Below are 17,292 nucleotides of genomic sequence, written 5' to 3' on the forward strand. Positions count from 1 at the left end.
GCATGGACGACGAGGTGTTCCGCGCCCTGGCCGACCCGAGCCGGCGGCAGCTGCTCGACATGCTGAACGCGCGCAACGGTCAGACGCTGCGGGAACTCTGCGCCGGCCTGGACATGGCCCGGCAGTCGGTGAGCAAACACCTCGCCGTGCTGGAGGGCGCGAACCTCGTCACCACCGTGTGGCGCGGCCGGGAGAAGCTGCACCATCTCAACGCCGAACCGATCAACGCCATCGCGGATCGCTGGATCAACCAGTACGACCGTCCGCGGGTCCAGCTGTTCGCCGATCTCAAGACGGCTTTGGAGGCCGAGACCATGAGTGACAACGACTTCGTCTACACCACGTTCATCAAGACCACGCCGGAGCGGCTGTGGCAGGCGCTGACCGACCCGAAGTTCACCGAGCAGTACTGGCAGCTGCACCTCGAGACCGACTGGAACCCCGGCTCGGACATCGTGTGGCACATGGGTGAGGTCACCGTGGCCGGGCCGGGGCAGGTCGTGGTCGAGCACAGCCCGTACACGCGGTTGTCCTACACCTGGCACCACATGACGCCGGAGTTCGCGAAGAAGTACGACTTCGACGACGACCTCTACCGCCGGATCAGCCGCGAGCCGCTCTCGACCGCCAGCTTCGACCTCGAGCAGGTCGACGACCAGGTCAAGCTCACCGTCATCCACAGCGGCTTCGAACCGGGCAGCGCCATCCGCGAGATGGTCAGCGAAGGCTGGATCCCCCTCATCTCCGACCTCAAGTCCCTGGTTGAATCCGACTTTGCTGCGGAGTGACTACGGGCGCTTGTGAATGAGGAGCGGGAGGACCGCGGCGGCGCCGGCCTCCCGGAGCTTGGCGGCCGCCACGGTGACGGGCCATTGTGACGAGCTCGCATCGACGAGCAGCAGGACTGTGCGGGCGGTCACGGCCTGAGCGGTGGTGCTGTCGACGGACAGGCCGTCACGCCAGACCCTCGCTTCCTCGGCCGAGGACAGGTCGTCGGTGAAGCCGCTGCGATCGACTGCCACCTCAGCCCGGTCCAGACGGCCAACCGTGGCGACATGGTCCGCGATCGCGGACGTCAGCTCACGGTGACCCGCGGCCGGTAGGGGTACGACGACCTCGGGGCGACCGGACCACGATCCACGCCACCGGGACAGAGCTGCCACCGCGCCCGCCTTCAGGACCTCGAGTGCGTCGTCCGTCGGGTTGCCGCTGAAGGCGGCTTGCAGGACTTCGCGCCACTCGGGTGCGTCGGCGTACACGATGGTCCGGCCGGGCTCGGCGGCGAGCTCGGCCGGGATCTTGCCGCGGGCGCCGAACGCACCGCCCGGCCACATCTTCCGCGGCTCGAGCACGTGCACCTCACCACGCAGCAACCGCGTGATGGTGCCGACCGTCTCCGCGTCCGGTCGTGCCGTCAACGGGTCCGGCAACTCCCCCAGGCACACCGAACACCGGCCGCAGGCCTCTGCCGACGGATCGTCCAGCGACTCCTGCAGAAGTTGCATCAGGCAACGATCACCGCGGGTGTAGGCGCGCATGATGTCCGCCTCACGCCGTCGTACCGCGACGATCCCGTCGTAGTGCGCGGCGTCGAACTTCCACTCGACCCCGGTCCGGACCCACCCCTTCTCGACCCGGTCGACGACTCCATCCACCGCCAACTGCTTCAGCATCAACTCAACCCGCGTACGACGAAGCCCGGTCTCCGCCTCCAACGCCGGCACGCTGGCCGGTTGGTCCGGCCCGTATCCCTCCAGCCCATGCAGCAATCGCTGGACGTTCTCCGGCACCGGGATCGTCGCGGTCGCGAAGTAGTCCCACACACCGGCATCCGCATCGGACGGCAGCAAGGCCACCACCGCGTGGTCGATCCCGCGGCCGGCACGACCCACTTGCTGGTAGTACGACACCGGCGACGGCGGCGAACCGACGTGCACCACGAACCCGAGGTCCGGCTTGTCGTACCCCATCCCCAAGGCCGACGTAGCAATCAGAGCCTTCAACCGGTTGTCCCGCAACGCGTCCTCGAGGCTGTGCCGCTCCCCCGCGTCCAGCCCACCGGTGTATGCCGCGACAGGAACGTCCCGACCGTGGACCTCCTGGATCAGCGCGGCCAGACGCTGGGCATCAGCAACGGTCAACGCGTAGACGATGCCGGAGCCGGGCAGCTTCGCCAAATGATCCACAACCCACGCGAAGCGGTCGAGCGGCGAGAGTGCGTCGACGACGGCGAGTTGGAGGCTCGACCGTGCGAGTGGACCACGCAGGACGAGAGTCGACTCACCCAACTGATGAGCGACATCCTCGGTCACCCGCGCGTTCGCCGTCGCCGTGGTCGCGAGGACCGGCGTCTTCGGGTTGAGCTGCTGCAAGACATCGGACACCCGCCGATAGTCCGGCCGGAAGTCATGACCCCAGTCCGAAACCGCGTGTGCCTCGTCGATCACCAACAGCCCGACCTGGCCGGCCAACCCATCGAGCACTCGTCGGCCGAAGCCAGGATTCGCCAATCGCTCCGGCGAAACCAGCAGGACGTCGATGGCCCCCGAGCGCAGGTCGTTCTCGATACTCGACCACTCGTCGATGTTGTTCGAGTTCAAGGTCGCCGCCCGCAGCCCGGCCTTGCTCGCGGCCGCGACCTGATCCCGCATCAGCGAGAGCAACGGCGACACGACCAGCGTCGGCCCCGCACCCTCGGACCGTCTGATCGCGGTCGCTGCCCAGTAGACGGCCGACTTGCCCCAGCCGGTCGCCTGGACGACCAGCACCCGCGCCGCCGCCTCACACAACGCCGCGACCGCGGTCTCCTGGTCGGCCCGCAGCCGCGCACTCTCCCCGGCGATCGCCTGGATCACGCCGCCTGCGATCCCTGCGCGTGCCTCGGTCAGAGTGAGCGTCCCGCTGGTGTCAGCCATGCCGAAACCCTAGACGCCCGCACCTACAGTTCGCTCGGCCCGACCATCGACCTGTGGATAACTCAGGCGCACTTCCCCGGATGGCATGGCTCGCCCTCGGCCGTCACCAGCCGTTGCGGACCCGGCCCCTTCGCGGCCAGAGCGTCGTACGGATTGGCCAGGGCGCAGCGGTCAAGGGAGAGGCAGCCGCAGCCGACGCAGTCCTTGAAGTCGTCGCGCAGCTGCTCGAGGTAGAAGATGCGCTTGTCGAGCTCGGCCTGCCAGCACTCGGAGATCCGTTCCCAGTCCGCGCGTGTCGGCGTCCGGTTCTCCGGCAGCAGGGCCAGGATCGCCGCCACTTCGGCGAGCGGTATCCCGACCCGTTGCGCGATCCGGATCAGCGCCACCCGGCGGAGCGTGTCCCGCTTGTAGCGGCGCTGGTTTCCCGACGTACGGCGACTGACGATCAGGTTCTGCCGTTCGTAGAAGTGCAGAGCCGAGATCGCCACGCCACTGCGCTGCGACAGCTGTCCGACTGTCAACTCACCCGGCTCGATATCCATCGCCCATCCCTCCAACCTCGGAGGCTGTCCGACAACCTCAACCTAGATCGAGGCTAGCCGACAAGGTCAGGCGGTTACGAGGCGACGTCCGATGCTTGCGGACATCAGGGCGGCTGCGGCGCACAGCCCGCCGGCCAGGTACCACGCGAGGTTGTAGCTGCCTTGCGCATCCCGGATCCAGCCGGCGCCCGTCGCGGCCAGTGCAGCACCGATCTGGTGCGAAGCGAACACCCAGCCGAACACGATCGGCCCGTCCACACCGAACCACTCCCGGCACAGCGCCACGGTCGGCGGAACGGTCGCGACCCAGTCCAGCCCGTAGAAGATGATGAACACCCAGACACTCGGCTGAGCCGTCGGACCGAGCAGTGACGGCAGCACGAGCAGAGAAAGACCCCGCAACGAGTAGTACGCGATCAGCAGGAACCGCGGGTCCCACCGGTCGGTCAGCCACCCGGACACGATCGTCCCGCCCACATCGAACACTCCGACCAGCGCCAGCAACGAGGCTGCGGTGGTGGCCGGCATGCCGTGGTCGTGCGCCGCCGTCACGAAGTGCGTACCGATCAGACCGTTCGTCGACGCACCACAGATCGCAAACCCACCTGCCAGCAGCCAGAACGCCGGACGCCGCATAGCCGTCCGCAACGCATTCAGGGCCCGCATCGCACTGCTGCCCGTCGTCTCTACCCGCTGCCCAGCCGCACTGCCCTCGGGAGCGCCGTACGCGCGCAGTCCGACATCACTCGGGTAGTCCCGCAGGAAGAACAGCACCAGCGGTACGACGGCCAGCGCAGCGCCGGCCGCGACCAGCGCAGGGATGCGCCAACCGTAGTTGGTGGCCAAGTTCGCGATCAGCGGCAGGAAGATGAGCTGCCCGGTCGCACCGGCCGCCGTCAGGATGCCGGTGACCAGACCGCGACGGTGGACGAACCAGCGCCCGGTGATCGTCGCCACGAAGGTCATCGACATCGATCCGGTGCCGACGCCGACCAACAGGCCCCAGCAGAGCAGCAGCTGCCAGGACGAGGTCATGAAGACGGTCAGCCCACTGCCGAGCGCGATCAGGACGAGCGCCCCGCTGACGACCTTGCGCAGGCCGAGCCGGTCCATCAGCGCGGCCGCGAACGGCGAGATCAGGCCGTACAGCATCAAGTTGATCGACACTGCCGACGAGATGGTCGCGTGCGACCACCCGAACTCGTCGTGCAGCGGATCCAGCAGCACGCCCGGCACCGACCGGAAGCCGGCCGCGCCGATCAGCGTTACGAACCCCACCGCGGCGACCGCCCAGGCCAGATGCACCCGGGCCGTCTTCTTCTTCGTCTCCAGAATTTCCGTCACGCGCTCCAGCGTGCAGGTTCGACGAGCGTCGAACAAGTGGCCGAATTGCCATCATATGTCAAGATATGGCCATGAGCCCTCGTCACCTGTCCGCGGTCGGCCCGCACGTGATCGCCGTACTGGCCCTCGAACCGGTGGTCGGGTTCGACCTCACTATCCCACCGACCGTGTTCGGCGCGGCCACGAAAGCCGACGGCACCCGGCTGTACGACGTACGGATCTGTGGGCTCGACAGCAGTCCGGTCCGGGCCAGCGCGGGCTTCAGCCTGATTCCGGACTACGGTCCCGAGGTGCTCGCCGAGGCGGACACGGTGATCATCCCGGGCACCTACATTCCGCAACCGCGGTACGAGGGCACGCTGCCCGATGACCTGGCCAAGGCGCTCGGGACGATCCGGCCGGGCACGCGGATCGCGTCGATCTGTACGGGTGCGTTCGTACTCGCGGCGGCCGGGCTGCTCGACGACCGGCCGGCGACCACGCACTGGCAGCGCGCCGAGCTGTTCCGCAGTGTTTATCCACAGGTGCTGCTCGACGAGGACCGGCTGTTCATCGACGAGGGCGACATCCTCACGTCAGCCGGTCTCGCGGCGGGCGTGGATCTGTGTCTGCATCTGATCCGTCGCGACTTCGGCAGCGAGGTCGCCAACCGGGCCGCTCGGCACTGCGTCGTACCGCCGTGGCGGGACGGCGGCCAGTCGCAGTTCATCGAGCGCGTCGTACCCGACGAAGGCAGCGAAGGGACCGCGCCGACGCGGGCCTGGGCGCTCGAACGGCTCGGTGACGAGCTCAGCCTGCCCACGCTGGCCGCGCAGGCAAAGATGAGCGTGCGGACGTTCAGCCGTCGATTCAAGGCCGAGACCGGACAGTCGCCGGGCACCTGGCTGTTGCAGCAGCGCGTCCGGCACGCCTGCCACTTGCTGGAGACAACCGACCTGTCGGTCGACCGGGTCGCCCAGGAAGCCGGCCTCGGTACGGCGGCCTCGCTGCGGCACCACCTCCGCTCCGAACTCGGCGTCTCTCCCCTCGCCTATCGCAAGACCTTCCGCGCTGGTTAGAGCACGACCATCTCGTGCGGACGGCTGTTCATCGACTCGAAGCCGTCCGCGGTGACCACGACGATGTCCTCGATCCGGGCACCCCAGCGTCCCGCCTGGTAGATGCCCGGCTCGACGCTGAACGCCATGCCTGGTTCGAGAATCAGCTCGTTCCCACCAACAATGTACGGGTGTTCGTGGACGTCGAGCCCGATCCCGTGTCCGGTCCTGTGGATAAACAGGTCGCCGAAGCCGGCCGCCGTGATCAGATCCCGAGCCGCCGCGTCGATCGACTCCGCGGACACGCCCGGTCGCACCGCCTCCACCGCAGCCTGCTGCGCCTGCTGCAGGACGGCGTACGTCTCGGCGACGTCCGCATCCCGCGGTTCGCCGACGGCGTACGTCCGGGTCGAGTCGGAACAGTAGCCCTCGGCAACGGGTCCGCCGATGTCCACGACCACGACGTCGCCCGCCTCGATCACGCGGTCCGACACGTCGTGGTGCGGGCTGGCGCTGTTCGGACCGCTGCCGACGATGACGAAGTCGGCCAGCAGGTGGCCCTCCTCGATGATCGCGGCCGCGATGTCGGCGCCCACCTCGGCCTCGGTCCGACCCGGTCGGAGCCAGTCGCCGACGCGCGCATGCACCCTGTCGATCGCCCCGCCGGCCTTCCGCAACGCGTCGACCTCCGCCGCGTCCTTGCGCATCCGCAGCTCGCGCACGATCGGCCCGGCCAGGATCTGCTCGGCCTTCGGCAGCGCATCCCGCAACGCGAGCACGTGCAGGGCCGGCGTGAAGTCGCTGACCGCGACTCGATCCGCGCCCTGCAGCCGATCCGCGGCGACGCCGTACGGATCGTCGCTGTCGACCCAGGTGAGGACCTCGACGCCCAACTCCTCGAGCGGCGCACCGGCGAACCCGGGTGCTTCCAGCTTCGGTACGACGAGCGCGACCGGACCGTCGGCCGGGATCACCAGCGCCGTCAGCCGCTCGAACGAACCTCCAGCCTTGCCGATCAGGTAGCGCAGATCGGAGCCAGGCGCGATCAACAGACCGGTGCCGGCGGCGGCCGCACGGGCACGCTCCAGCCGGGCTCGGAGGACGGAGGCTTCAGGTGCGGGACCTTGCGGTGTGCGACTCGACATGAGGCGAACTCTAGAACTGTCGGAGGGGGTTGCTACAACTTGTTTCCCTCGAAGCTGCACGGCGAAAGGCGATCCCTCATGACACTGCATCAAGTGTCCTACGGCGACGGCGTTCCGGTCTTGGCGCTGCACGGCTGGACCCCCGATCACCGACTGATGACTGGTTGTCTCGAACCGATCTTCGCCGGGCTGCCCGGCTACCGGCGGATCTACCCGGACCTGCCCGGCATGGGCCAGTCGCCGGCCGGTGATATCGACAGCTCCGACGGGATCCTTGCGGCGGTCAACGAGTTCATCGACGCGGAGATCGGGGCCGAGCCGTTCCTGCTGATCGGTGAGTCGTACGGCGGCTACCTCGCGCGGGCCCTGGCCAGGGAGAGACCTGAGCAGGTGCTTGGCCTCAACTTGATCTGCCCGATCGGCGCAGTGGTCGACAACGCGGACCGGACCGTGCCTGAGCATGTCGTGCTGCGGTCCGAGCCGGGTGTAGTCGAGTCGCTGACCGAGGGCGAGGACTTCACCGACATCGCCGTCGTACAGACGGCTGCTGCGCTGGCGGCGTACCGGAAGGATGTCGCGCCGGGGCTGGCGCTGGCGGACACCGCGGCGCTGGATCGGATCCTGAAGAAACGGGAGCTGTCGGTCGATCCGGAGAGCGGGCCTGCGTACGCCGGGCCGACGCTGATCGTGTGCGGTCGGCAGGACTCGGTGACCGGGTACGAGGACACGTACGTCCTGCTTCCGCACTACCCGCGCGCGACCTTCGCGGTCCTCGATGTGGCCGGGCACAACCTGCAACTGGAGCAGCCCGAGCTGTTCGGCGCCTTGGTGACCGAGTGGTTGCAAAGGGTCAGCTGAAACCTCCCCACGGATGGCTACCTGCGGGTAATGTCGGGCGCATGGTGACTGGGAGACGTCCGATCGGGTGGCCGTTGCTCGTGGCGCTGACCAACGGGCGGACCCGCATCTCCGACGAGCGACTCGCGGCGGCCGTCCGGGATCAGGTGGTCCTGGTCACCGGTTCGTCGTACGGGATCGGCGAGGCGACCGCGCGGCGACTGGCTCGGGCAGGCGCGACCGTGTTGCTCGTGGCGCGGACAGCGGATCAGCTGGAGGTTGTGGCGGAGGAGATTCGCAGCGCCGGAGGTACGGCGTACGCCTATCCGACGAACCTCGCGGACCCGGCTGCGGTTGAAGGGCTGGCTCGGACGGTACTGGCTGAGCATGGGCGGGTCGACGTACTCGTGAGCAACGCCGGCAAGTCGATCCGGCGGTCGATCGCGGACTCCTACCAGCGCTTCCACGACATCGAGCGGACGAACGCGGTCAACTACCTCGGCCCGGCCAAGCTCGTGCTCGAACTGCTGCCGTCGATGCGCGAACGCGGCTCCGGCCATATCGTCAACGTGTCCACTGCGGGCGTGCGAACTCCCCCGATGGCCCGCTGGTCGGCGTACCTCGCGTCGAAGAGCGCGTTCGACGTCTGGCTGCGCTGCGTCGCGCAGGAGGTCCGTGGTGACGGTGTGACCACCTCGACCGTCTACATGGGTCTCGTGCACACCCGGATGAGCGAACCGACGCCGATGCTGAACAAGCTGCCCGGCCTCACGCCGGAGCAGGCCGCAGATCAGGTCTGTACGGCGGTCGCCGAGCGGCCGCACAACATCACTCCCCCGATGGTTCGCCCGGCCGATGCCTTGGGCAACCTCTTGCGGGTCCCGACGGACCGGCTGCTCGAGCAGTACTTCCGGCGGACCGCGGGGAGGCCGAAGCGATGAGAACGCTCCGCCCGATCGGGCCGATGCGGCCGCCGGACTGGCTCGTGCACAGCGCCGCCGAGATGGGTGGCTTGTCGGTTGCCCTGATCAAGTCAGGGGTCTGGAAGTCGGCGCGTCCGGGCCACCTGATCGGGATCGAGCGAGCGCTACGCACCTGGGGTCAGTCGATGGCGGCGCTCGGCGCGATCGCGGCCATCCGTTATCCCGATCGCCTGGCCATCATCGAGGGATCCGACTCGATCACGTACGCCGAGCTCGACCGCCGCTGTGAGCGGATTGCGGCCGGACTGCACGCTCGCCACGGGATCGTTGCTGGCGGCAAGGTTGCGGTGTTGTGCCGAAACCACCGCGGCTTCCTGGAGGCGACGCTGGCCGCGTCCCGGATCGGTGCGGACGTACTGTTCGTCAACACCGAGTTCGCACCGCCACAACTGCAGGAGGTGCTCACGCGCCACCGCCCGGACCTGCTCATCCACGATGCCGAGTTCACTCCCCCGGCGGAGATTACGGCGATCCGGTCGGATCTCGACGAGCTAGCCGGATCCACGGCCTCGCCCGCGCCGGCTCCGGACTCACCCGGGCACATCACGATCCTCACGTCCGGGACCACCGGTGCACCAAAGGCGGCGCCGCGGGTTCCGACCGCGCTGGGCCTGGCCGGGCTGACGGCGAGCGCGCTGAGCCGGTTCGGGCTGCGGTCGGGTGAGCCGGTGATCATCTGCCCGCCGCTGTTCCACGGGCTCGGCTTGCTGAGCTCGATGCTCGCGCTGTTCCTTGGCTCACCGCTGGTGCTGCGACCGAAGTTCGACCCGGCGACAGTGCTGGCCGATGCCGAAGCCACGGGCGCCGGCACGATCCTCGCCGTACCGGTGATGTTGCGGCGGATGCTCGAGCTCGGGCCGACGGAGATCGCCCGGTATGACCTGCGGTCGGTGCGAGCGGTGATCTCCGGGGCGTCGGCGTTGGGTGTCCCGCTGGCGGAGCGGTTCATCGAGCGGTTCGGGCCGGTGCTGTGCGACGCCTACGGGTCGAGCGAGGTCGGAATCGCGACGATCGCAACGTCGGCCGACCTGATCGCGGCGCCGGGGACGGTCGGGCGGCCGTGTCTTGGCAGCTCGATCCGGATCCTCGATGACGCCGACCGGCCGGTCCCGGTCGGTGCGACCGGCCGGATCTTCGCCGGTGGTGGGCTGGTGTTCGGCGGGTACGCCGATGGCTCGAGCAAGACCGTGGTCGACGGGCGGATGAGCACCGGTGATCTCGGGCATCTCGACCGGGCCGGGCGACTGTTCGTGGACGGGCGCGAGGACGACATGATCGTGTCCGGCGGTGAGAACGTCTATCCGGTCGAGGTGGAAGAGTGCCTCGCGGCGCATCCCGCGGTCGCCGAAGCGGTCGTGGTCGGGGTGCCCGACGAGGAGTTCGGCCAGCGGTTGGTCGCGTACGTCGTACTGCGGGATGCGGTCAGCGAGGACGAATTGATCGCGCACGTCCGAGCCAATCTGGCTTGGTACAAGACGCCGCGGCAGATCGTCGTACTGGAGGAGTTTCCGCGGAACGCGACCGGGAAGGTGTTGCGCGGCAAGCTCACTCAGCCGTGAAGAGGGCGCGGAAGCGGGTCATCCGGTCCAGCGTGTCGCGCTCGTCGCCGAAGGAGACCGCGATGGTCTCGGCGCCGGCCTCAGCGAGCTCGTAGGCCGACTGAACGACCGGGTCCGGCTCGCCGCTGGACCAGTCGAGCCGAGTCCCGACCCGAACCGACCGGGCGTGGGCTCCCGGCTGCTCGGGGTCCGCGCTGAGGGCTCGAAGGCGGCTCACGGCCGTGGCGAACGCGGTCGCATCCAGGCCCAGGCCCTGCCATTCGTCACCGAAGCGAGCGGCTCGACGCAGCGCCGGACCGGTGGTGCCGCCGATCATGATCGGGAGTGGCGCCCGAAGCTTCGGCTCGAAGACGCCGTCGCGATCCTCGCCCGAGAACAGGCTGCGGATGATCGCGAGCGACTCATGCGTCCGCCGGCCCCGATCCTCGAAGGACGAACCCACGGCGGCGAACTCAGTCGCTTCCCAACCGGCACCGAGTCCGAGTACGACGCGCTCCCCGGACAACCGGTGCAGCGTCGCGGCTTGCTTGGCGACGACGTACGGACTGCGCATCGGCAACACCAGCACCGACGTACCGAACCGGATCCGGGTCGTGCGGGCGGCCAGGTAGCCGATCGTGACGAGCGGCTCGTAGACACCGCCATACGTCGAGCCGAACTGTCCGGGCGGGAGCAGGTGATCGGGCAACCAGGCGGTGCCGTAGCCGAGTTCCTCGGCGGCGATCGCGAGTTCGACCAGTCGCTCGGGCGGCATGGCCGCCGACTCGTCCGGGAGGACCACCTGCAGTTCGACCATGCGGTCGACCCTAGCCGCTCAGAGGGAGCGTGGTGGGTGGCCGGTGTAGGTGGGGATGACGGACTTCGGCAGCGGGCCTTTGATGCGGGTGGGTTCTTGCTGCTGCTCGTGGGCGTGGGCGAGGAGGCCGACGGAACGGGAGAGGACGAAGAGGCCACGGGCGAGCTCGGCGGGGAAGCCCAGTTCGGCGTAGATGGTGGCTGTCGCGCCGTCGACATTCATCGGGACGGGAGCCAGCGCATCCTCCAGCGCGAGCGCGATCTCCAGGTAGCGGCCGTCGATGATGCCGTCGGCAACAGCTTGCTGGGCGGCGGTGATCAATGGGTCGCGGCGTGGGTCGTGCGGGTGGAAGCGGTGGCCGAAGCCGGGGACGTAGGCCTTGCGGGACTTGTACGATGCGACGAGGTCACGTGCCGCGGTGGTTGCATCGGTGCCGGTCGCGCGCAGCTCGTAAAGAACTTCGAGGCATTGTTGCCCGGCGCCACCATGGACGTCGCCGAGGAGGTTGACGCCGGTGGCGATCGCGTTGTTGAGCGCGAGGCCGCAGGACGCGGCCATCCGGGCGGCGGCGATCGACGGGGCTTGGGGTCCGTGGTCCACCGCAGCGACGAGGGTCTGCTCGAGGAGCTTGGCCTGGCCGGGTGTGGGTAGCTCGCCGCGAACCATCAGCCAGATCATCTGCGGGAAGCTGACTCCCCCGATCAGCTCCTCGATCGGATAACCGTGAAACCGGATCACTCCCGGCTCGATGTCAGAGATCCCCGTCGCCCACCAATCCGCGGCCTCGGTCTGTCCCATCAGGTCGCTCCTTCCGTCTCGAGGGCGGCGATCTCGTCTTGGCTGTAGCCGAGTTCGGCCAGGATCTCCCGGGAATGCTCGCCCAGGCGCGGTGGTCGCGTCGAGGGACCGATGGGCCGGCCGTTTACGTGGACGCTGCTGCCAAGCACGCGAAGCTCACGACCATCGGGCAGGTGGACCGAGTGCAACAGTTCGCGGTCGACTAGCTGCGGTAGCGAGAGTGTCTGCTCGACGGTGAGCACCGGAGCGACGGGAACGCCGGAGTTCGCGAGCAACTCGTCCCAGTGGGTGGCCGATTGTTGAGAGAGCGTCCGCTCCAGCTCGGCCTTCAGTTCGAGCCGATGCGCCTTCCGAGCCTCGCGGGTCGCGAAGCGGTCGTCCGTGATGAGTTCCGGGCGGTCGAGCGCCGTGCAGAGTTCGACGTACTGCTCCTGTTTGTTGGCCGCGATGTTCAGCGCACCGTCCGCGGTCTGGAAGGTGCCCGAGGGCGCGGACGTCGCGTTTTCGTTGCCCATGGCCCGTGGTATCCGGCCGCCGACCAGGTAGTCCGACACCACCCAACCCATCGCCGCGACAGCGGTCTCGAGCATCGACACGTCGAGGTAGCTGCCTTCGCCCGTACGGGAGCGCTTCACCAACGCCGCCGAGATCGCAAAGGCGGCCGCATACCCACCGAGCGTGTCAGCGATCGGGAACCCGGTCCGCGTCGGCGCGGTTTCCGGCGTACCGGTCACACTCATGATCCCGGACAGCCCTTGAATGATCTGGTCGTACGCCGGTCGCCCCCGCATCGGACCCGTCTGACCGAAACCAGAGACCGCGCAGTAGACCAGACCCGGATTCAGCGACCGCAACACCTCGACCGAGAAGCCTAGCCGCTCCAGCACTCCCGGCCGGAAGTTCTCCAAGAGGACGTCCGCCTCGTGCACCAGCCGTTCGAACACCTCCCGGCCGGCCGGGTTCTTCAGGTCCAACGTGAGCGAGCGCTTCCCGCCGTTCTGCGCCAGGAACGAGATCCCGAGCCCGTCCTTCGACAACGCCGGATCAGCGCCGAGATTGCGTGCCAGATCCCCTGTCCCTGGCACCTCGACCTTGATCACGTCCGCACCCATCAACGCCAGCTGGTAGCCCGCGAACGGCCCCGCCAACACGTTGGTGAGGTCGAGCACCCGCACGCCGGCGAGCAGGTCGGCATCAGGCTGCACTGAAGCCGCTCCATCCAGTGGCCACGATCGTGGCCGCACAACGCCGTACGGCGTGCACGTACGGCGGCAACCGGTCATCGCTGAAGCGGGTCGTCGGGCCACCGATCGCGATCGCAGCGACGACTCGGCCGTCGGGACGTCGTACCGGCGCCGCGACTCCGGAGGCACCGAGCTCACGCTCACCGTGACTGATCGCGAATCCACGAGCGGCCGCCTCGGTCACGGCGACGCGGAGCCGCTTCGCGTAATCGGCCGGGCGAGGTGCTTCCAGTGCGAGCTCCTCGATCAGCGAAGGATCGACGTCGAGGACGGGCGGGTCGGTGAGCAGCACCTTCGACGCGGCGCCTCCCCACAGCGGCATCGACGATCCGACCACGACCATGTGCCGGACGTTCAACGGGCCTTGGGCTTGGGCCAGGCAGACGCGGGTGCGGCCGACCCGGATGTAGAGGTTGGCGGTCTCGCCGGTGTCGGCGGCGAGTTTGCCCAGCGCGGCGCGGACCGCCGGCGGGATCTCCATCGCCTCGCTGCTCAGCCGCGACCAGCGCAGGAAGCCCGGACCGATCGCATACCGGCCCGGGCCGATCGAGGCGACGAGGCCACGCTGCTCGAGGGTGGTGACCAGCCGGAGCACAGTTGTCTTCGGCAGGCCGCTCGCGGCGGTCAGCGCGGCGAGCGTCCAGGTCGGGTGCTCGTCGTCGAAGCGTTCGAGCAGGTCCAGCGCGCGGTGCACACTACGAACCCCGTCACCGTCACTCATCCGGTCCCTCTCTCCGCTCTCCGCGCCAGTACGACGACTCGACGATAACTCGCCGTACCGTAGAACGGAATCTATGTACCTCCTGGTGGAATGCTGCTACCGTCGCGGCAATCGCGCTCCTCGCCCCCAGGAGGTATTCCCATGTCGCGACCCCGCACGGCGCTGGTCGCCGCGGGTCTGGCCGTCAGCCTGCTCGCCAGCGGCTGTTCGGCACTGGAGAAGACGCTCGAAGGCGGCAGCGTCGCCGGCGACTTCCCGAGCCGCAACGTCGAGATCATGGTGCCCGCCGCGCCTGGTGGTGGCTGGGACCTGACCGCGCGGCAGTTCCAGCACGTGGTGCAGGAGAAGAAGCTGCTGCCGAGCGGCCGGTCCGTGTCCGTCGTGAACGTGACGGGCGCCGGCGGCGCGGTCGGCATCTCCAAGCTGGTCACGAAGAACCGCAAGGACCCGCACACGCTGATGATCACCGGCCTGGTGATGGTCGGTGCGCTCACGCTGAACCAGTCCGAGATCACCGTCTCCGACACGACCCCGATCGCGACCATCACCGCCGAGCAGGAAGTGCTGGTGGTGAAGGCGGACTCACCGCTGAAGTCGTTGAAGGACCTGGTCGAGATGTACAAGGCCGACCCGTCGAGGGTCAGCTGGGGCGGCGGCACGATCGGCGGCACCGACCACATCACCGCGGGGACGCTGGTGAAGGCGGCCGGCGCGGATCCGTCGAAGGTGAAGTACATCAGCTACTCCGGCGGTGGCGAGGCGACCGCCGCGATCCTGTCCGGCGACGTGACCGTCGGGATCTCCGGGCTGAGTGAGTTCGAGGAGCAGATCACCGCAGGCAAGATGCGCGTACTCGCGACCTCCGGCACCGAACCGGTCTCCCTCAACGGCAAGCAACTGCCGACGATGAAGGCCGAGGGATACAACGCCGAGGTCCTGAACTGGCGCGCGATCGTCGCGCCGCCCGATATCCCGGCCGCGGACCGGCAACGCCTGATCGACTTCGTCACCCAGGTGAACTCGTCGCCCGAGTGGGCCGAGATCCGCAAGAAGAACGGCTGGACCGACTTCTTCAAAACCGGCGACGACGCAACGAAGTTCATCGCCGACGAAACCGTCCGCGTCCAGGGTCTCGAGAAGGAGTTGGGGATCATATGAGCGCGTCCGACGAGGTGAAGGCAGGCGACGTCCCCGCGGCCGAGGCCGCCGGCGGCGCTGGCGGCGGGTCTGTGGATGAGGCGACCGGAGTCCGGGCCGCTGACGTTGAGGTCGAAGCCTCGCGGGTGGTGCGGATTGTTGCGGCGGTTGTGCTGATTGTTTTGAGTGGGACGTTTCTGGTGGGTGTGTTCGACATTCGCAGTCCGAAGGGGTTCGATCCGGCGGGGCCGCGGTTCTTTCCGTTGTTGGTGACGTCGGCTTGGTTGCTGTTGTCGATCGGGTACCTGGTCGAGGGATTGCGGTCGCCGCGGGCCGGCTCGAACGCGGACCGGAGTTGGTTCGAGCCGGTGTCGGTTTCGGCGTTGCTCGTGTTGTACGCGTTGCTCGTCGTACCGCTGGGCTACATGATCGCGACCGCGTTGCTGTTCTTCGCCGCGGCTCGGGTGCTCGGGAGCCGGCAGTTGGTGCGTGACATCGTCGTGGCCGTCGTACTCGCGGTTGTCGTGTATGTCGCGTTCACCCAGTTCCTCGACATCTCGCTGCCGGAGGGGGTGCTGGGGCTGTGATCTCCTTGACCGTCTTCGGCGATCTGCTGCACGGGTTCGGGACCGTGCTCGATCCGATGAACCTGCTGTGGGCCGTGCTCGGCGTCACGCTCGGCATGCTCGTCGGCATCCTGCCCGGGATCGGGCCGGCGCTGACGATCGCGCTGCTGTTGCCGATCACCTTCAACTTCTCCGACCCGATCGGCGCGTTCATCATGTTCGCCGGGATCTACTACGGCGCTATGTACGGCGGCTCGACCACATCGATCCTGATCAATACGCCCGGTGAGTCCGCGTCGGTCGCGACCGCGATCGAGGGTCACAAGATGGCGCTGAAGGGGCGAGCCCGGGCAGCGCTGGCGACGGCGGCGATCGGGTCGTTCGTGGCCGGGACGATCTCCACCGTGCTGCTGACCTTCGTCGCGAAGCCGATCGGCAACCTCGCAAGTCACTTCCAGGCGACGGACTACTTCGCGATCACGCTGCTCGCGATGGTCGCGGTGACCGCCCTGGTCGGGCACTCGCTGGTCCGCGGTCTGTTGTCGCTCACGGTCGGTCTGTTCATCGGGCTGATCGGGTTGGACAGCTTGTCCGGCGCACCGCGGTACACGTTCGGCACCTTGCGGTTGCTGGACGGGGTCGACGTCGTCATCGTGATCGTCGGACTGTTCGCAATCGGCGAGACGTTGCATGTGGCATCGAAATTGCGGTCGACCCCAGAGCGTCCCGCCGTACTCGAGAAGGGGCGGCTGCGGACCGGATACCTGAACAAGTCGGACTGGAGCCGGTCGTGGCGGCCGTGGTTGCGGGGCACGGCGCTCGGGTTCCCGTTCGGGGCCATTCCGTCAGGTGGTGCGGAGGTGCCGACGTTCCTGTCGTACTCGATCGAGCGTCGGCAGGCACGGAAGAAGGGCCGGGACGAGTTCGGTGACGGCGCGATCGAGGGGGTGGCGGGGCCGGAGGCGGCCAACAACGCATCCTTCTCCGGCGTACTCGTGCCGCTGCTGACACTCGGGTTGCCGACGTCCGCCACGGCCGCGGTGATGCTGGCGGCGTTCCAGATCTTCAACGTGCAGCCGGGGCCGCAACTGTTCGAGGACCAGAGCACGCTGGTGTGGACGCTGATCGCGTCGCTGTACATCGGCAACCTGATCCTGCTGATCATGAACCTGCCGTTGATCCAGATCTGGGTGCAGGTGCTCAAGGTGCCGAGGCCGCTCCTGTACTCCGGGATCCTCGTGTTCGCGTGTCTCGGGGTGTACTCGCTGTCGGGCTCCGGGTACGAGGTGCTGATGGCGCTGCTGATCGGGGTGATCGGCTTCTTCATGCGCAAGCTCGACTTCCCGATCGCGCCGGTGATCCTCGGGGTCATCCTCGGGCCGACGATGGAGGAGCAGTTCCGCCGGGCGCTGGTGATCTCGAACGGGGACGGGAGCGTGTTCTTCACCCGGCCGCTGAGCCTGATCATCATCGTGCTGACCGTGCTCGCGCTGTTCGTCCCGTACCTGCCGCGGATCGTCGCGCGGATCCGCGGCACCCAGCCCACCCACGACCGCCTCACCTTCGGCGAGGACGACTGACTCCCGGACCTCCGCCACTCACCAACCCGCCTTCGGGCTCGCTCCGCCCGGCGCGCTGAGCGGGCGATGCCGAATTGGTGTGCGGTTG

16 protein-coding genes are annotated in these 17,292 nt (G+C 68.2%); 8 read left to right on the plus strand and 8 right to left on the minus strand.

Annotated elements, in window-relative coordinates; all coding sequences use genetic code 11:
* Positions 1-2 precede the first annotated feature (2 nt).
* A complete protein-coding gene (locus AB0L70_RS06140; protein WP_363680560.1) occupies positions 3-788 on the plus strand; it encodes a metalloregulator ArsR/SmtB family transcription factor in 786 nt (261 codons plus the stop codon).
* Here the strand turns inward: AB0L70_RS06140 and AB0L70_RS06145 are convergent, their stop codons facing one another.
* The 3 genes from AB0L70_RS06145 to AB0L70_RS06155 all read right to left on the minus strand — a co-directional run bounded on the left by AB0L70_RS06145 (position 789) and on the right by AB0L70_RS06155 (position 4,801).
* The gene (locus AB0L70_RS06145; protein ID WP_363680562.1) at positions 789-2,915 is read right to left on the minus strand and encodes a DEAD/DEAH box helicase; all 2,127 of its coding nucleotides are present in this window, start codon (positions 2,913-2,915) and stop codon (positions 789-791) included.
* Positions 2,916-2,977: 62 nt separating this feature from the next.
* Complete coding sequence (gene soxR / locus AB0L70_RS06150; RefSeq protein ID WP_363680564.1) at positions 2,978-3,457, minus strand: redox-sensitive transcriptional activator SoxR; 480 nt, start codon at positions 3,455-3,457, stop codon at positions 2,978-2,980.
* A 66-nt stretch (positions 3,458-3,523) separates the two neighbouring features.
* Positions 3,524-4,801, minus strand: a complete 1,278-nt coding sequence (locus AB0L70_RS06155) for an MFS transporter (protein ID WP_363680566.1) — start codon at positions 4,799-4,801, stop codon at positions 3,524-3,526.
* A 71-nt stretch (positions 4,802-4,872) separates the two neighbouring features.
* Between AB0L70_RS06155 and AB0L70_RS06160 the strand changes: the two genes are divergently transcribed.
* Positions 4,873-5,859, plus strand: a complete 987-nt coding sequence (locus tag AB0L70_RS06160; RefSeq protein ID WP_363680568.1) for a helix-turn-helix domain-containing protein — start codon at positions 4,873-4,875, stop codon at positions 5,857-5,859.
* On the opposite strand, the gene AB0L70_RS06165 is transcribed toward AB0L70_RS06160, so the two are convergent.
* Entirely contained in the window at positions 5,856-6,983 is a 1,128-nt protein-coding gene (locus AB0L70_RS06165) for a Xaa-Pro peptidase family protein (RefSeq protein ID WP_363680570.1), read from the minus strand. The two genes, AB0L70_RS06160 and AB0L70_RS06165, sit on opposite strands and share 4 nt — an antisense overlap.
* Positions 6,984-7,061: 78 nt before the next feature.
* Between AB0L70_RS06165 and AB0L70_RS06170 the strand changes: the two genes are divergently transcribed.
* From AB0L70_RS06170 to AB0L70_RS06180, 3 genes are read left to right on the plus strand one after another with little or no spacing between them, the layout of a single operon-like run.
* Positions 7,062-7,841, plus strand: a complete 780-nt coding sequence (locus AB0L70_RS06170; protein ID WP_363680572.1) for an alpha/beta hydrolase — start codon at positions 7,062-7,064, stop codon at positions 7,839-7,841.
* A gap of 41 nt (positions 7,842-7,882) precedes the next feature.
* On the plus strand, positions 7,883-8,761 hold the full coding sequence (locus tag AB0L70_RS06175; protein ID WP_363680574.1) for an SDR family NAD(P)-dependent oxidoreductase: 879 nt from the start codon (positions 7,883-7,885) through the stop codon (positions 8,759-8,761).
* Positions 8,758-10,362, plus strand: a complete 1,605-nt coding sequence (locus AB0L70_RS06180) for an AMP-binding protein (protein WP_363680576.1) — start codon at positions 8,758-8,760, stop codon at positions 10,360-10,362. Before AB0L70_RS06175 ends, AB0L70_RS06180 begins: the two co-directional genes overlap by 4 nt.
* Here AB0L70_RS06180 and AB0L70_RS06185 read toward each other — a convergent pair.
* The 4 genes from AB0L70_RS06185 to AB0L70_RS06200 are packed head-to-tail and all read right to left on the minus strand — an operon-like array spanning position 10,349 to position 13,921.
* Positions 10,349-11,158 (minus strand): TIGR03619 family F420-dependent LLM class oxidoreductase, encoded by an 810-nt coding sequence (locus AB0L70_RS06185; RefSeq protein ID WP_363680578.1) that lies wholly within the window; start codon positions 11,156-11,158, stop codon positions 10,349-10,351. The two genes, AB0L70_RS06180 and AB0L70_RS06185, sit on opposite strands and share 14 nt — an antisense overlap.
* Before the next feature lie 18 nt (positions 11,159-11,176).
* Positions 11,177-11,956 carry a citryl-CoA lyase gene (locus tag AB0L70_RS06190; protein ID WP_363680580.1) on the minus strand — a complete coding sequence of 260 codons (780 nt, stop codon included), beginning with the start codon at positions 11,954-11,956 and terminating at the stop codon, positions 11,177-11,179.
* A complete protein-coding gene (locus AB0L70_RS06195) occupies positions 11,956-13,161 on the minus strand; it encodes a CaiB/BaiF CoA-transferase family protein (protein WP_363680582.1) in 1,206 nt (401 codons plus the stop codon). The genes AB0L70_RS06190 and AB0L70_RS06195 overlap by 1 nt, the downstream gene beginning before the upstream one ends.
* A complete protein-coding gene (locus tag AB0L70_RS06200) occupies positions 13,151-13,921 on the minus strand; it encodes an IclR family transcriptional regulator (protein ID WP_363680584.1) in 771 nt (256 codons plus the stop codon). Before AB0L70_RS06200 ends, AB0L70_RS06195 begins: the two co-directional genes overlap by 11 nt.
* A gap of 141 nt (positions 13,922-14,062) precedes the next feature.
* On the opposite strand from AB0L70_RS06200, the gene AB0L70_RS06205 reads away from it, so the two are divergent.
* From AB0L70_RS06205 to AB0L70_RS06215, 3 genes are read left to right on the plus strand one after another with little or no spacing between them, the layout of a single operon-like run.
* Positions 14,063-15,079, plus strand: a complete 1,017-nt coding sequence (locus AB0L70_RS06205) for a tripartite tricarboxylate transporter substrate binding protein (protein WP_363680586.1) — start codon at positions 14,063-14,065, stop codon at positions 15,077-15,079.
* The gene (locus AB0L70_RS06210) at positions 15,076-15,645 is read left to right on the plus strand and encodes a tripartite tricarboxylate transporter TctB family protein (RefSeq protein ID WP_363680588.1); all 570 of its coding nucleotides are present in this window, start codon (positions 15,076-15,078) and stop codon (positions 15,643-15,645) included. Before AB0L70_RS06205 ends, AB0L70_RS06210 begins: the two co-directional genes overlap by 4 nt.
* Complete coding sequence (locus AB0L70_RS06215) at positions 15,642-17,204, plus strand: tripartite tricarboxylate transporter permease (RefSeq protein WP_363680590.1); 1,563 nt, start codon at positions 15,642-15,644, stop codon at positions 17,202-17,204. Before AB0L70_RS06210 ends, AB0L70_RS06215 begins: the two co-directional genes overlap by 4 nt.
* Positions 17,205-17,292 lie beyond the last annotated feature (88 nt).

Source organism: Kribbella sp. NPDC051952, assembly GCF_040680855.1.
GTDB lineage: Bacteria > Actinomycetota > Actinomycetes > Propionibacteriales > Kribbellaceae > Kribbella.

Excerpts from the sequence above, each read along its gene's own strand:
- AB0L70_RS06140 (WP_363680560.1), top strand. The coding sequence starts at position 3 with ATGGACGACGAGGTGTTCCGCGCCCTGGCCGACCCGAGCCGGCGGCAG.
- AB0L70_RS06145 (WP_363680562.1), bottom strand. The coding sequence starts at position 2,915 with ATGGCTGACACCAGCGGGACGCTCACTCTGACCGAGGCACGCGCAGGG.
- soxR (WP_363680564.1), bottom strand. The coding sequence starts at position 3,457 with ATGGATATCGAGCCGGGTGAGTTGACAGTCGGACAGCTGTCGCAGCGC.
- AB0L70_RS06160 (WP_363680568.1), top strand. The coding sequence starts at position 4,873 with ATGAGCCCTCGTCACCTGTCCGCGGTCGGCCCGCACGTGATCGCCGTA.
- AB0L70_RS06165 (WP_363680570.1), bottom strand. The coding sequence starts at position 6,983 with ATGTCGAGTCGCACACCGCAAGGTCCCGCACCTGAAGCCTCCGTCCTC.
- AB0L70_RS06170 (WP_363680572.1), top strand. The coding sequence starts at position 7,062 with ATGACACTGCATCAAGTGTCCTACGGCGACGGCGTTCCGGTCTTGGCG.
- AB0L70_RS06175 (WP_363680574.1), top strand. The coding sequence starts at position 7,883 with ATGGTGACTGGGAGACGTCCGATCGGGTGGCCGTTGCTCGTGGCGCTG.
- AB0L70_RS06180 (WP_363680576.1), top strand. The coding sequence starts at position 8,758 with ATGAGAACGCTCCGCCCGATCGGGCCGATGCGGCCGCCGGACTGGCTC.
- AB0L70_RS06185 (WP_363680578.1), bottom strand. The coding sequence starts at position 11,158 with ATGGTCGAACTGCAGGTGGTCCTCCCGGACGAGTCGGCGGCCATGCCG.
- AB0L70_RS06190 (WP_363680580.1), bottom strand. The coding sequence starts at position 11,956 with ATGGGACAGACCGAGGCCGCGGATTGGTGGGCGACGGGGATCTCTGAC.
- AB0L70_RS06200 (WP_363680584.1), bottom strand. The coding sequence starts at position 13,921 with ATGAGTGACGGTGACGGGGTTCGTAGTGTGCACCGCGCGCTGGACCTG.
- AB0L70_RS06205 (WP_363680586.1), top strand. The coding sequence starts at position 14,063 with ATGTCGCGACCCCGCACGGCGCTGGTCGCCGCGGGTCTGGCCGTCAGC.
- AB0L70_RS06210 (WP_363680588.1), top strand. The coding sequence starts at position 15,076 with ATGAGCGCGTCCGACGAGGTGAAGGCAGGCGACGTCCCCGCGGCCGAG.